Raw genomic sequence first — 14591 nt, 5'->3', positions numbered from 1 at the left:
TTGCTCGAACAACACACGTCGGCGGTCAAGCCGCGATGAGGATATAAAAATGCGCGTTCTGGTCTTGGGTAGCGGCGTCATTGGTGTGACCAGTGCCTACTATTTGGCGCGAGCCGGTTTTGAGGTGGTCGTGGTCGACCGCCAGCCAGCCGCGGCCATGGAAACCAGTTTCGCCAACGCCGGCCAGGTCTCTCCAGGCTACGCCTCGCCATGGGCCGCGCCGGGTGTGCCGCTCAAGGCCATCAAGTGGCTGCTGCAACGCCACGCGCCGCTGGCGATCAAGGCCACCGCCGATATCAACCAATACCTGTGGATGGCGCAGATGCTGCGCAACTGCACCGCCAGCCGGTATGCGGTGAACAAGGAGCGCATGGTCCGCCTGTCCGAGTACAGCCGCGATTGCCTCGACGAACTGCGCGCTGAAACCGGCATTGCCTACGAAGGCCGCAGCCTCGGTACGACTCAACTGTTCCGCACCCAGGCCCAGCTCGATGGCGCTGCCAAAGATATCGCCGTGTTGAAAGAGTCCGGCGTGCCGTTCGAATTGCTTGATCGTGCCGGCATCGCCCGCGTCGAACCGGCCCTGGCCAGTGTCACCGACATCCTCGCCGGTGCCCTGCGCCTGCCGAACGACCAGACCGGCGACTGCCAGATGTTCACCACGCGCCTGGCCGACATGTGCAAGCAGTTGGGCGTGGAATTCCGTTTCGAACAGGACATCCAGCGCCTCGACCACGCCGGTGATCGCATCAACGGTGTGTGGATCGACGGCAAGCTGGAAACCGCCGACCGCTACGTCCTGGCCCTCGGCAGTTATTCGCCGCAGTTGCTCAAGCCGCTGGGGATCAAGGCGCCGGTGTACCCGCTCAAGGGCTACTCGCTGACCGTGCCGATCACCAACCCGGCGATGGCGCCGACGTCGACCATTCTCGACGAGACCTACAAGGTCGCGATCACCCGTTTCGACAACCGCATCCGTGTCGGCGGCATGGCTGAAATCGCCGGTTTTGACCTGTCGCTGAACCCACGTCGGCGCGAAACCCTGGAGATGATCGTCAACGACCTTTATCCTCAGGGCGGCAATCTGACCGAAGCGATCTTTTGGACCGGCCTGCGTCCGACCACACCGGACGGTACGCCGATTGTCGGCGCCACCCCGTTCAAGAATCTGTTCCTGAACACCGGCCATGGCACCCTCGGTTGGACCATGGCGTGCGGCTCCGGTCGTTTGCTGGCTGACCTGATGGCCAAGAAAACGCCGCAGATCAGTGCCGAAGGCCTCGATATTTCCCGTTATGGCAACCACCAGGAGTCTGCAAAACATGTCAATCCAGCGCCAGCTCACCAATGAGCGCATGAGCCAGATCGTTGCCCACGGCGGCACCGTGTACCTGGCAGGGCAAGTCGGCGACGACCTGAGTGCCGGGATTGAACAACAGACCCGTGAAACCCTGGCCAATATCGAGCGTTTGCTGGACTTGGCCGGCACCGACAAAAGCAAGTTGCTGTCGGTGACGATCTACCTCAAAGACATCGACGCCGACTTCGCCGGCATGAACGCGGTGTGGGACGCATGGCTGCCCAAAGGCGTCGCCCCGGCCCGCGCCACGGTTGAAGCGAAACTGTGCGAGCCGCAAATCCTGGTGGAGCTGTCCGTCGTGGCCGCCCTGCCTTAAGAAGCAACGATCCCTCTCCCGGTACCGATGCGGTTGGTCGGTGCCGGTTTTTTTCACTCTGCCGCCTAGAAGCCTGCCGCCATGCGTCCTGCCCGTGCCCTGATCGACCTCCAAGCCCTGCGCCACAATTACCAATTGGCCCGTGAAGTCACGGGGGCCAAGGCCCTCGCTGTGATCAAGGCCGATGCCTACGGCCATGGCGCGGTGCGCGTGGCCCAGGCGCTGGAAGCCGAGGCCGATGGTTTTGCCGTGGCCTGTATCGAGGAAGCACTGGAGCTGCGGGCTGCCGGTATCCGCGCGCCGGTATTGCTGCTGGAAGGTTTTTTCGAAGCCGACGAGCTGCCGCTGATCGTCGAGCATGATTTCTGGTGCGTGGTGCATTCGCTGTGGCAACTGGAGGCCATCGAGCAGGCGGCCTTGCGCAAGCCCCTCACCGTGTGGCTCAAACTGGACTCGGGCATGCACCGCGTCGGCCTGCATCCCAAGGACTACCACGAGGCGTACCAGCGCCTGCTCGCCAGCGGTAAGGTGGCGAAGATCGTATTGATGAGCCACTTCGCCCGCGCCGATGAGCTCGATTGCGTGCGCAGCAATGAACAAGTGGCGGTGTTCGAAGCGGCGCGCCAGGGGCTGTCGGCCGAGGTCAGCCTGCGCAATTCGCCGGCGGTGATGGGCTGGCCGAAGGTGCCCAGCGACTGGGTACGCCCCGGCATCATGCTGTACGGTACGACGCCGTTTGGTGAAGACCAGGCCATCGCCGCGCGCTTGCAGCCGGTAATGACCCTGGAATCGAAAGTCATCTGCGTGCGCGAACTGCCGGCCGGCGAGCCGGTGGGCTACGGTGCCAAATTCATCACGCCGAAACCGATGCGGATCGGCGTGGTTGCTATGGGTTATGCCGACGGTTATCCACGTCACGCCCCCACCGGCACGCCGGTGCTGGTGGCGGGGCAGCGCAGCCAGTTGCTCGGCCGCGTGTCCATGGACATGCTATGCGTCGACCTCACCGACGTGCCCCAGGCCGGCCTCGGTTCCACCGTGGAGCTGTGGGGCAAGAACATCCTCGCCAGTGACGTCGCGGCCGCCGCCGAGACCATCCCCTACCAGATCTTCTGCAACCTGCGCCGCGTGCCAAGGCTCTATTCCGGGGCTTGATCGGCCTCTACGAACGGTGCGGGGGAGGATTTAGGCCCAAGTGTTGTAAATACTGAACGCTGTCGCCATGATAACGCTCAATTACAACAAAGCCTGAATCCTAGGAGGCTCCCGCATTGGACGTCGGCGAACGACTGCAATCCATCCGTAAACTGAAGGGTCTTTCCCAGCGCGAGCTCGCCAAGCGTGCGGGTGTCACCAACAGCACCATTTCGATGATCGAAAAAAACAGTGTCAGCCCTTCCATCAGTTCCTTGCGCAAGGTGCTGGGCGGCATTCCCATGTCGATGGTCGAGTTCTTTTCCGAGGAAATCCTCCAGGAAATACCGACCCAGGTCGTCTATAAAGCCAACGAGCTGATTGATATCTCCGACGGCGCCGTCACCATGAAACTGGTGGGTCGCGCACATCCGAGCCGGGCGATCACGTTTCTCAACGAAATTTACCCGCCTGGCGCCGATACTGGCGAAGAAATGCTCACCCACGAAGGCGAAGAAACCGGGATTCTGGTGGAGGGTCGCCTGGAATTGGTCGTCGGTCTTGAAACTTTTGTGCTCGAAGCTGGCGATAGCTACTACTTTGAAAGCACCAAGCCCCATCGTTTTCGTAATCCGTTCGAGGTGCCGGCGCGACTAATCAGCGCAGCCACGCCCGCGAACTTTTGACAGAAGAGGCGTCCTGCCAGCATTGCAGAGACTCCCGCAGCGTATTCCGTGAGACTGAATCTCCCTTTGCTTAATAGGGTTGTTTCAGCCAGGCGGGCTAACCGTTATACTTTCGCCGCCTGCGAAACCGTGGCCGCAGGCGTGAATAGCCACCATTGAGGGTGAACGCGTGAACCTAATTATGAAAATGCTGGCTGCACCAGCAACCGTACTGGCCCTATGGGCTGTCAGCGCTCAAGCTGCGACCAATGATGACATTGCCAAGCGCTTGGAGCCTGTTGGCCAAGTGTGTGTGCAGGGGCAGGAGTGCAAGGGGATGGAAGTCGCCGCAACAGCGGGCGGCGGCGGCGGTGCGAAAACACCGGATGAGATCATTGCCAAGCACTGCAATGCATGCCACGGAACCGGCCTGTTGGGTGCTCCGAAAATCGGCGACACCGCCGCCTGGAAAGACCGCGCCGACCACCAGGGCGGCCTCGACGGCATCCTGGCCAAGGCGATCACGGGTATCAATGCCATGCCGCCAAAAGGCACCTGTGCTGATTGCACGGATGCTGATCTGAAAGGCGCGATCAAGAAGATGTCCGGGTTGTAATCCAGCGATCTTCGTCAAAAATGCCGCTTACGAGCGGCTTTTTTGTGCCTGCGATCGAGGGTTGAGGCTGTTCTTTGCAACCAAGACGGGCCACTCTCTATCCAACCCCTAGTCATGAAATGTTCAGGAGGGTCGGATGGTGCAGTTATGTTCAATCGAGCAAGCCGTTGACGACGTACTCGCGCGCTTGCCAGCGCATATCCACATGGGCCTGCCCCTGGGCCTGGGCAAGCCCAATCTGTTCGTCAACGCGCTGTACCGACGTATCGCCAAGCTGCCGGAGCGGGCGCTGACGATTTACACCGCCTTGAGCCTGGGTCGCCCGGCGCTGGGCGATGGCTTGCAGAAGCGCTTCCTGGAACCGTTTACCGAGCGGGTATTTGGCGATTATCCCGAGCTGGATTATCTCGCCGATCTGCACAAGGACAGCCTGCCGGCGAATATCCACGTCCAGCAATTTTTCATGCAGCCCGGTAGCCTGCTTCACAGCCAATCCGCGCAACAGGACTACGTCAGCAGCAACTACAGCCATGCCGCGCGCGATATCTACGCCGCCGGCCTGAACCTGGTGGCGCAGTTGGTGGCCAGCAGCGCCGAGCACCCCGACCGGCTGAGCCTGAGCTGCAACCCCGATGTCACCCTCGACCTGCTGCCGATGATCGCCAAGCGTCGCGCCGCCGGGGAAACCGTGCTGATGGTCGGCCAGGTCCACACCGATTTGCCCTACATGCCGGGGGATTCGGAGTTGGGCATGGATGCGTTCGACTACCTGCTCGATGAAAAGGACAGCAGCACGCTGTTCTCCACACCGAATATGCCGGTGGGTTTCCAGGACCATTTTATCGGCCTGCATGCCAGTACCCTGGTACGCGATGGCGGCACCTTGCAGATCGGTATCGGTTCGATGGGCGATGCGCTGACCGCCGCCTTGCTTGCGCGCCAGGCCGATAACGAAGCCTATCGGCTGCTGCTGACCGACCTCGATGTGTACCGCTGGGCGGCGCTGATCAGCCGCGAAGGGGGCGTCGAGCCGTTTGCCAAAGGCCTTTATGGTTGCAGCGAAATGTTCGTCAACGGCCTGCTGGTGCTGGCGGATGCGGGGATTGTGCGGCGCAAGGTCTACCCGGATGTGGCGACGCAGGAACAGGCAAATGCCGGCCTGCTCGATGATGCGGCCCAGCCCGACGGCATTTCGATCCATGGCGGTTTTTTCGTTGGCCCGCGTAGTTTTTACCAACGCTTGCAAGACATGACCCTCGCCAAGCGTCAGGCGTTCAACATGACGCGCATCAGCTACATCAACGAGCTGTACGGACAGGAAGAACTCAAGCGTTTGCAGCGTCTGGATGCGCGGTTCATCAACAGCGCGATCGTGGTGACCTTGCTCGGCGCCGGGGTTGCCGACCAACTGGAAGGTGGCCACGTGCTCAGTGGCGTGGGCGGGCAGTACAATTTTGTTGCCCAGGCCCACGCGCTGGAAGGTGCGCGCGCGATCCTGATGTTGCGCAGCTGGCGCGAAGCGGCGGGGGAGGTCAGTTCCAATATCGTGTGGGAGTACGGCCATTGCACGATCCCACGGCACCTGCGGGACATTGTCATCACCGAATACGGAATTGCCGACTTGCGCGGTCAGACCGATGCCAAGGTAATTGAGGCGTTGCTCAACATCACCGACTCCAGGTTCCAGGGCGACTTGATCGAGCAGGCGCAAGAGGCCGGCAAACTACCCCGGGATTTCCAGCTGGACCCGCGCTTTACCGACAACACTCCGCAGCGGCTCCAGAGCCTTCAGGCCCGGCATCGCCGGTTGTTTCCGGAGTATCCGCTGGGCACCGACTTCACGGATGTCGAACGGGACCTGTTGCGGGGGTTGAACTGGCTCAAGAGCAAATTCAAGCTGAGCGAGATTTTCGACCTGGGCAAGGCGGCGCTGGATGCACCGGAGCCGGAGGCGTTTCCCGAGCATCTGAAGCGGATGGGGTTGGACCAGCCGGAAGGGCTCAAAGAGGACGTGTATCAGCGGCTGTTGCTCGCCGGCCTCCAGGCCACCGCGCACTAAATGTAGGAGGGGGCAAGTCGAATCGTCGCACCGCCCCTCCCACATGTTTAACCGGGTTCCGTCAGCGATTACTCGATGAAGGTGACGACACCGCCGCTCAGCGACTTCACGCGCGCCAGCGACTCAACCCGATAACCCTGCGCATCCAGCTCGGCCCGCCCGCCCTGGAACGACTTCTCGATCACGATCCCCAGGCCGGCAACGGTGGCGCCGGCCTGCTTGATGATCGAGATCAGCGCCTGGGACGCCTTTCCGTTGGCCAGGAAGTCATCGATGATCAGCACGCGGTCGCTGCTGGTCAGGTGGCGCGGCGAGATCGCTACGGTGCTTTCGACTTTCTTGGTGAAGGAATACACCGTTGCCGACAGCAGGTTTTCGGTCAGGGTCAGGGACTGTTGCTTACGGGCGAAGATCACCGGCACGCCGAGGTTCAGGCCGGTCATGATTGCCGGGGCGATCCCCGAGGCTTCGATGGTGACGATCTTGGTGATCCCCGAATCCTTGAACAGCGCGGCGAATTCGTCGCCGATCAGTTTCATCAGCGCCGGGTCGATCTGATGGTTCAGAAAGGCGTCGACTTTGAGTACCTGATCGGAAAGCACGACGCCTTCTTCGCGAATTTTCTTGTGCAGTGCTTCCACGGAACGCTTCCTCTAATGGCGCACGGTGCGCCGAAAGTAGATTAAAAAATAGTCAATTCTAGCGCTTTAACATCGCGCGAATATCCGCCAGGGCGGTGTTGCCGCGAACGGCCTTGACCTCGGTCGGGGTGTCGTCGTTGCCTTCCCAGGCCAGGTCGTCCGGCGGCAGTTCGTCGAGGAACCGGCTGGGGGCGCAATCGATGATTTCGCCGTATTGCTTGCGCTTGGCGGCAAAGGTGAAGGCCAATGTCTGGCGTGCGCGGGTAATGCCCACGTAGGCCAGGCGCCGTTCTTCCTCGATGGTGTCGGCTTCGATGCTGGAGCGGTGCGGGAGGATTTCCTCTTCCATGCCCATGATGAACACGTAGGGAAATTCCAGGCCCTTGGACGCATGCAAGGTCATCATCTGTACACCTTCGGCGCCGTCTTCCTCTTCTTGCTGGCGCTCGAGCATGTCGCGCAGCACCAGCTTGCCGATGGCGTCTTCGACGGTCATTTCGCCGTCTTCGTCTTTTTCCAGGGTGTTCTTCAACGCTTCGATCAGGAACCAGACGTTGCCCATGCGGTAATCCGCGGCCTTGTCGCTGGAACTGTTGGTGCGCAGCCAGTTTTCATAGTCGATGTCCATGACCATGCTGCGCAGGGCGCTGATCGGGTCTTCACCGGCGCATTGCTCGCGCACTTTGTCCATGAAGCGCTTGAAGCGCGACAGGCGATCGGTGAAGCGCGTGTCCAGGTGTTCGCCCAGGCCGATTTCGTCGGTGGCGGCGTACATCGAGATCTTGCGTTCGGTGGCGTAGTTGCCGAGTTTTTCCAGGGTGGTCGAGCCGATTTCCCGACGCGGTACGTTGATCACGCGCAAGAAGGCGTTGTCGTCGTCCGGGTTGACGATCAGGCGGAAGTAGGCCATCAGGTCTTTGACTTCCTGGCGTCCGAAAAAGCTGTTGCCGCCGGACAGACGATACGGCACCTGATGGTGCTGCAGTTTCAGCTCGATCAGCTTGGCCTGGTAGTTGCCGCGATAGAGGATCGCGAAGTCGCTGTAGGGCCGGTCGGTACGCAGGTGCAGGCTGAGGATTTCCACGGCCACGCGCTCGGCTTCGGCGTCTTCGTTGCGGCAGCGGATCACGCGGATCTCGTCGCCATGGCCCATCTCGCTCCACAGTTGTTTTTCAAACTCGTGGGGGTTGTTCGAGATCAGCACGTTGGCGCAGCGCAGGATGCGGCTGGTGGAGCGGTAGTTCTGTTCCAGCATCACCACTTTCAGGGACGGATAGTCGTCCTTGAGCAGCATCAGGTTTTCCGGGCGGGCGCCGCGCCAGGCGTAGATCGACTGGTCGTCGTCGCCCACCACGGTGAACTGGTTGCGCTTGCCGATCAGCAACTTCACCAGCAGGTACTGGCTGGCGTTGGTGTCCTGGTATTCGTCCACCAGCAGGTAACGTACCTTGTTCTGCCACTTCTCGAGGATGTCGGCGTGTTCCTGGAACAGCTTCACCGGCAGCAGGATCAGGTCGTCGAAGTCCACCGCGTTGAACGCCTTGAGCGTGCGCTGGTAGTGGGTGTAGACGATGGCGGCGGTCTGTTCCTTGGGGTTGCGCGCGTTTTCCAGGGCTTCGGGCGGCAGGACCAGGTCGTTTTTCCAGGCGCCGATCATGTTCTTGATCTCGTCGACGCCGTCGTCGCCCGCGTATTCCTTCTGCATGATGTCGGTCATCAGGGCTTTGACGTCGGTCTCGTCGAAGATCGAGAAACCCGGCTTGTAGCCCAGCCGCGCATGCTCCTTGCGGATGATGTTCAGCCCCAGGTTGTGGAACGTACACACCGTGAGGCCGCGGCCTTCGCCACCCTTGAGCAGGGTGCCGACCCGCTCTTTCATTTCCCGCGCCGCCTTATTGGTAAAGGTCATGGCGACGATGTACTGGGCGCGGATGCCGCAGTTCTGGATCAGGTGCGCGATCTTGCGGGTGATCACGCTGGTCTTGCCGGAGCCAGCACCGGCGAGCACCAATAGAGGGCCGCCGACGTAGTTCACGGCTTCTTGCTGCCGGGGATTGAGTCGGGACATACAGAGTTCAGGGAGTCGTTGTTCAAAAGGGCGGGCATTTTAACAGGCTGGTGAGATTCTGCTGCCTTGGATCGACGGTGTGACGTACCACTCGATCTAAATTTGCCGCTTTTGCTACTTTGCCGCAGGATGTGGGGGTATTTGCGACTTTTGTGCGTACTGCTCGTATTTGATAACTTTTATCATTTGTGAATGCTCGACCTGACGTCATAATACTTGCCGCCAACGAAATCTTGCAGAGTCTAGGGAGCTAGCTTGTCCACGCCTGTCGAACCCTTGCGTTTGCTGCTACTGGCCGATACGCCTGAGTGGGCAGCATTGTTGCGCGAGTGCCTGGTGCCGATGGGCGACGGGGCTGTGCTGATCAGCGCGCCCAACTGGGACTCGGTGAGTCGTCTGTTCGATGACGACCACAGCGCCGTGCTGTTGACCACGCCCAACCTGCAACCCGGCCCGGGCCGTTGCAGCTTGCCGTGCGTGTTGTTGCTGGAACAGGAGCCGTTGGTGGCGCCCCTGGGAGTCAGTGACTGGCTGATCCGTCTTGCCATGGACGCCGACACCCTGCGCCGCTGCCTGCGCCATGTGCGCGAACGTGGCGTGCTGGAAAACACCTTGCAGCGCCTGGCCGAACAAGACCCGCTGACCGGTATCGCCAACCGCCAGGGCTTCCAGACCCTGTTGGCCGCACGCCTGGCAGACAACGAAGGGCGCGGCCTGGCCCTGGGCCACCTGGACCTCGACAACTTCCGCCACGCCAACGATGCCCTCGGCCACCAGGCCGGCGACCGGCTGATCCTGCAAGTGGTCTCGCGGCTCAAGAGCCAGCTCGAAGCCGGCGACCAACTGGCGCGCCTGGGCAGCGATGAGTTTGCCTTGCTGATCGACACCCGCCGCGCGCCCCAGCGTGCCGAATGGATGGCCGAGCGCATCACCGAAGCCATGGCCGAACCGTATTGGGTGGATGGCGAGAGCCTGCTGATCGGTTGCAGCCTGGGCGTCGCGCATGCCCGCGCGCGTGCCGGCGCCGACCCGTTGATGTGGCATGCCCATATCGCCATGCAGCAAGCCAAAAGCACCCAGGGCTGCACCTTTCATATCTTCAACGAACGCATCAACCGCAACGCCCGCAGCCTGGCCGACCTGGAAAGCGAATTGCGTCGCGCGCTGCGTCGCGACGAACTGGAACTGCACTACCAGCCGCGCCTCGACCTGGACGACGGCCATATCGTCGGCCTCGAAGCCCTGGTGCGCTGGCGCCATGGCGAGCGCGGCCTGTTGCCGCCCAGCGAATTCGTGCCGCTGGCCGAACAGAGTGGGTTGATCGTACCGCTGGGTTACTGGGTGATCTCCCGGGCCCTGCGCGACATGCAAGACCTGCGCGAACGCGGCCTGCCGCCGCTGCATATGGCGGTCAACCTGTCGTTCCGCCAGTTCCAGGACAGCCAACTGCTCTCGACCCTCAGCCGGCTGATTGTCGAGCGCGGGGTGGATGCGCAGTGGCTGGAATTCGAGCTGACCGAAACCGCCGTGATGCGCCGCAGTGACCTGGTCAAGCAGACCATGGACGCCCTCGGTCGCCTCGGTGTGCGCTTTTCCCTCGACGACTTCGGCACCGGCTTCTCATCGTTCGTCCACCTCAACAGCCTGCCGATTGCCTTGTTGAAGATCGACAAGAGTTTCGTCGGCGGCATGGAAGAGCGTGAAGAAAACCGCAAGCTGGTCCACGCCATGATCAACCTGGCCCACAACCTCAACCTGGAAGTGGTGGCCGAAGGCGTGGAAACCGCGGAACAACTGGCGCTGTTACGTTTGTTCGGTTGCGACCAGGCCCAGGGTTACCTGATCAGCAAACCGCTGCCATTGCCGGAGTTGGTGGACTACCTGACGTTCGGCAAGGACCAGCAGGCTTTATTGGGCTAGCTCATCCTTTTCTTGCCAACCCACCCCCACATTTCAACCGTGCAAGACTTCTAGTCGGTCTGCGCGGCATGGAATGAGCGTTGAGCGTCTGGCTCCTGCCGAATCATGCGCTTCATCTTCGCCTCGAACGCACAGGTCAGGCTGATCGCCGCACAGGCCAAGCCCAGCGCCAGGCCCCACCACACCCCGGTCGGCCCCCAGCCCAGGGTGAAGGCCATCCACCAGGCCGCTGGCGCACCGATCAGCCAATAGCAACCCAGGCCCACCAGGAAGGTGGTCTTGGCGTCCTTGAGCCCACGGATGCAGCCCATGGCGATGGTCTGCACGCCGTCGAACAGCTCGAACCAGGCCGCCACGGCCAGCAGGCTGACGGCGAGCACGATCACCTCGTGGAATGCCGGGTCGTTATGGTCGAGGAACAGCCCGACCAGCGGATCGGAATACAGCCACAGCACCGCGGCAAATCCCAACATCACCGCCGCGCCAAAGCCGATACCGACACGCCCCGCCATGCGCGCCTGCAGCAGTTGCCCGGCGCCATAGTGCTGGCCGATACGCATGGTCACCGCGTAGGACATCCCCGCCGGCACCATGAACGCCACCGAGACGATTTGCAGCGCGATCTGATGCGCCGCCAATTGCGTACTGCCCATGGTGCCCATGCACAGCGCGGCGAAGGCAAACAACCCGACTTCCACCGCGTAGGTGCCGCCAATCGGCAGGCCCAGCCGCCACAGCTCGCGCAAGTAGTGGGTGTTCAGACGCAACAGGCCTGCGCTCAGCGGGTAGGCCGAGTACGCGCGGTTGCTGCGGATGTACGCCATCAGTGCCAGCGCCATGCCATTGGCGACGATGGCCGTGACCAGGCCGATGCCCATCAAGCCGAGTTTCGGCAGGCCGAACATGCCCTCGATCAACGCGTGGTTGAGCAGGTAGTTGACCACTGTGCCGCCGAGACTGATCACCATCACCGGTGTGGCCTTGCCGATCGCGCTGGTGAAGCCGCGCAGGGCCATGAAACTCAGGTAGCCGGGCAGGGCGAACGGCAGGATCGTAAGGAATTGCCCCGCCGCGTCCACGTTGGTTTCGGTCTGACCGAACATCAGCAGCACCGGCTTGAGGTTCCACAGCAGCAGCGCCGCCGCCAAGGCCATCAGCCAGGCGAGCCACAGCCCGGCCTGGGTCAGGCGGGTGGCGCCGTCGATATCGCCCGCGCCGTGGCGGATGGCGACCAGGGTGCCCACGGCAGCAATCACGCCGATGCAGAAAATCGCCACGAACGAGTAGCTCGCCGCGCCCAGGCCACCGCCGGCCAGGGCCTCGGGGCTCAGGCGGGCCATCATCAGGGTGTCGGTCAGCACCATCAGCATGTGCGCCAACTGTGAGGCAATCAACGGCCCTGACAGCCGCAGAATGGCCCAGAGTTCGGTACGTGCCGGATGTTGCATGATCATCACGCTCAAATTTTCGGAGGAGGGGGAGAGCGTCGATTCTCGGCGCTCTCAGCTCATTGCACAAAGGGATAAAAGCGATTGGTCGCATGATTAAAACTCATGCCTGATTGATTCTGGTAGGGTTTCAGCATCGTGCTGTCGGAGCTTTCCTTATGTCTCGTCGTCTTCCTCCGCTTTATGCGCTACGGGCTTTTGAGGCCGCTTCCCGACACAATTCCTTCACCCGTGCGGCGCAGGAGCTGTCCATCACCCAAAGTGCGGTGAGCCGGCATATCCGCACCCTCGAAGAGCATTTCGCCTGCCGCCTGTTCCTGCGCAGCGGGCGCAACCTGCAGCTCACCGAGGCCGCACGCCTGTTGCTGCCCGGGGTGCGCGAGGGCTTTGCCGCGCTGGAGCGGGCCTGTCATACCTTGAACGCCGAAGATGACATCTTGCGCATGAAGGCACCCTCGACCCTGACCATGCGCTGGCTGTTGGCGCGGCTCAGTCGTTTCCGGCATTTGCAGCCGGGCAATGAAGTGCAGCTCACCAGCGCGTGGATGAGCGTGGATGAAGTCGACTTCAACCAGGAGCCTTTTGACTGCGCGGTGTTGTTGAGCGACGGGCACTTTCCGGCGGATTGGGAAGCCAGTTATCTGTTCCCGGAACTGTTGATTCCAGTCGGCGCGCCCAATTTGTTGAGCGACGGCCCGTGGGACGTCAATCGCCTGGCCAGCGCCGAGTTGCTGCACCCCACACCCGACCGCCGCGACTGGCGTAACTGGTTGGAGCGCATGGGGCTGTCCGCCCAGGTGTCGCTCAAGGGCGGGCAGGTGTTCGATACCCTGGAGCTGGGCATGATCGCCGCCGCCCGGGGTTACGGCGTGTCCATGGGCGATCTGCTGATGGTCGCCGAAGACGTGGCCCAGGGGCGCTTGAGCCTGCCGTGGCCGACCGCCGTCGCCAGTGGGGAAAATTATTACCTGGTGTGGCCGAAAACCCGCCCGGGCGGCGAGCGTCTGCGCCGGCTGGCGGAGTTTCTGCAGGGCGAAGTGCAGGCCATGGTGTTGCCTGTCGTCGAGCGTCTCGATTGAATCGCTTCAGCGTGAGAGAGCAATCGTTTGCGTGATACCCCTGCACTTCGCTCAAGTATTGCCCGGCGCCGCCGAAGTAGGGGTGTTGGAACTATCGTGCACCAACGAATCTCACCAGATAATTTGCCGAGCAACGCTATGAGATCAGGATGATCCAGGCCTCGGCCAGGAGCTGTCATGTCTCAACCTCGTGCTCGGATCGCCTCCCAGCTAGGCCTCGCGTTAGCCGTGATTCTGGCTGTCGTCATCAGCGGCAGTACGGTTTTTGCCTTGCGTTCCCTCGACTCCGCCAACCTCGATACCCGGGAAGAACATCTGGCCAGCGAGGCGCGGCTGCTGGCCGATCAACTCAGTACCTTCCACGGCACCTTGCGCGAGAGCACTCAGCGCTTGAGCGGGCTGTTTGAAAAACGCTTCGGCGCCGGCTTGAGTGTGCAGGCGGATCAGCCGGTCGCCGTGGCCGGCGTGCAGACCCCGAGCCTGTACCTGGGCAAGGCGCTGCTGAACAACAACTTCGGTGACGTCGACGAGTTCAAGCAGATATCCGGCGGCGTGGCCACGGTGTTCGTGCGCAGCGGCGACGACTTTATCCGCATCAGCACGTCCTTGACCAAGCAGGACGGCAGCCGTGCCATCGGCACAGTGCTGGATCGCCAGGGGCCGGCCTACTCGCGGGTGGTCGGCGGGCAGACGTACATCGGCCGCGCCGTGCTGTTCGATCGCTCCTACATGACCCAGTACAGCCCGGTGCGCGACGCCAGCGGCAAAGTCATCGCGGTGCTGTTCATCGGCTTCGACTACACCGATGAGCAGAATGCCCAGTTCGCCAACCTCAAGCGCTTCCGCATCGGCCAGACCGGTTCGCTGGCGCTGCTGGATGAGCAGAAACACTGGCTGGTACCGCCGGCCGGGGTGCAGGCGCCGGACCAGGCTGTGCCGGTGATGCTGGACCTGGCCAAGGCGCCCGGCAAGGGCCGCTTCTGGAGCGACAAGCAGGAAGATTTCTACAGCGTCTCGGTGCCGTTTGCCGGCGGCCCCTGGTCGGTGGTGGCGAGCATGCCGAAAGCCGAGATCCGCGCGGTCACGTGGTCGGTGGGCATTCGCCTGGTGATCGGCAGCATGCTGGCGATGCTGCTGGCGGTGGGCGCAACGGTGTGGTTGTTGCGCAGCAAACTGGCGCCATTGAGCGACTTGGTACGCCAGGCCGAAGCCTTGGGCGGCGGTGACTTGAGCGCACGCCTGAACGTGTCGAGCCATGACGAGATCGGCCAACTGGCGCGCAGCT

At 62.0% G+C, this 14591-nt stretch carries 11 protein-coding genes and 1 pseudogene; 9 read left to right on the top strand and 3 right to left on the bottom strand.

The features are described 5' to 3' along the window. The first annotated feature begins 49 nt into the window (after nucleotides 1-49). The 6 genes from dadA (at nucleotide 50) to RGV59_RS04625 (ending at nucleotide 6150) form a co-directional block, all read left to right on the top strand. Nucleotides 50-1351, top strand: coding sequence for a D-amino acid dehydrogenase (gene dadA / locus RGV59_RS04650; RefSeq protein WP_017846038.1), 1302 nt, complete (start codon nucleotides 50-52; stop codon nucleotides 1349-1351). Beyond that, nucleotides 1323-1676: a RidA family protein gene (locus RGV59_RS04645; protein ID WP_017846037.1), complete on the top strand. Its 354-nt coding sequence runs from the start codon at nucleotides 1323-1325 to the stop codon at nucleotides 1674-1676. Before dadA ends, RGV59_RS04645 begins: the two co-directional genes overlap by 29 nt. Nucleotides 1677-1757: 81 nt before the next feature. Next, on the top strand, nucleotides 1758-2831 hold the full coding sequence (gene alr, locus RGV59_RS04640) for an alanine racemase (RefSeq protein ID WP_017846036.1): 1074 nt from the start codon (nucleotides 1758-1760) through the stop codon (nucleotides 2829-2831). A gap of 116 nt (nucleotides 2832-2947) precedes the next feature. Continuing rightward, nucleotides 2948-3496, top strand: coding sequence for a cupin domain-containing protein (locus RGV59_RS04635; RefSeq protein ID WP_017846035.1), 549 nt, complete (start codon nucleotides 2948-2950; stop codon nucleotides 3494-3496). A 181-nt stretch (nucleotides 3497-3677) separates the two neighbouring features. Beyond that, a complete protein-coding gene (locus RGV59_RS04630) occupies nucleotides 3678-4091 on the top strand; it encodes a c-type cytochrome (protein WP_026139909.1) in 414 nt (137 codons plus the stop codon). 136 nt (nucleotides 4092-4227) lie between these two features. Continuing rightward, nucleotides 4228-6150, top strand: coding sequence for an acetyl-CoA hydrolase/transferase C-terminal domain-containing protein (locus RGV59_RS04625; RefSeq protein WP_017846033.1), 1923 nt, complete (start codon nucleotides 4228-4230; stop codon nucleotides 6148-6150). Nucleotides 6151-6218: 68 nt separating this feature from the next. Here RGV59_RS04625 and RGV59_RS04620 read toward each other — a convergent pair whose 3' ends face one another. Continuing rightward, a complete protein-coding gene (locus RGV59_RS04620) occupies nucleotides 6219-6791 on the bottom strand; it encodes a xanthine phosphoribosyltransferase (protein WP_017846032.1) in 573 nt (190 codons plus the stop codon). 58 nt (nucleotides 6792-6849) lie between these two features. Next, the gene (gene rep / locus RGV59_RS04615) at nucleotides 6850-8859 is read right to left on the bottom strand and encodes a DNA helicase Rep (protein ID WP_017846031.1); all 2010 of its coding nucleotides are present in this window, start codon (nucleotides 8857-8859) and stop codon (nucleotides 6850-6852) included. A 255-nt stretch (nucleotides 8860-9114) separates the two neighbouring features. On the opposite strand from rep, the gene RGV59_RS04610 reads away from it, so the two are divergent. Then, nucleotides 9115-10779: a putative bifunctional diguanylate cyclase/phosphodiesterase gene (locus tag RGV59_RS04610; protein WP_017846030.1), complete on the top strand. Its 1665-nt coding sequence runs from the start codon at nucleotides 9115-9117 to the stop codon at nucleotides 10777-10779. Between the two features lie 50 nt (nucleotides 10780-10829). Here RGV59_RS04610 and RGV59_RS04605 read toward each other — a convergent pair whose 3' ends face one another. After that, nucleotides 10830-12233, bottom strand: coding sequence for a NorM family multidrug efflux MATE transporter (locus RGV59_RS04605; protein ID WP_017846029.1), 1404 nt, complete (start codon nucleotides 12231-12233; stop codon nucleotides 10830-10832). Between the two features lie 152 nt (nucleotides 12234-12385). On the opposite strand from RGV59_RS04605, the gene RGV59_RS04600 reads away from it, so the two are divergent. Together RGV59_RS04600 and RGV59_RS31655 are read left to right on the top strand one after the other, a co-directional pair. Beyond that, nucleotides 12386-13306 (top strand): LysR substrate-binding domain-containing protein, encoded by a 921-nt coding sequence (locus tag RGV59_RS04600; RefSeq protein ID WP_026139908.1) that lies wholly within the window; start codon nucleotides 12386-12388, stop codon nucleotides 13304-13306. Nucleotides 13307-13483: 177 nt separating this feature from the next. Continuing rightward, a pseudogene (locus RGV59_RS31655) lies at nucleotides 13484-14557 on the top strand (Cache 3/Cache 2 fusion domain-containing protein); the annotation flags it as partial. Nucleotides 14558-14591: the final 34 nt, after the last annotated feature.

This window comes from Pseudomonas sp. FG1, from assembly GCF_034313875.1.
GTDB lineage: Bacteria > Pseudomonadota > Gammaproteobacteria > Pseudomonadales > Pseudomonadaceae > Aquipseudomonas > Aquipseudomonas veronii.
The sequence above is the reverse complement of the archived record's forward strand: the minus strand, read 5'-3'. Positions and strand labels throughout refer to the sequence as shown.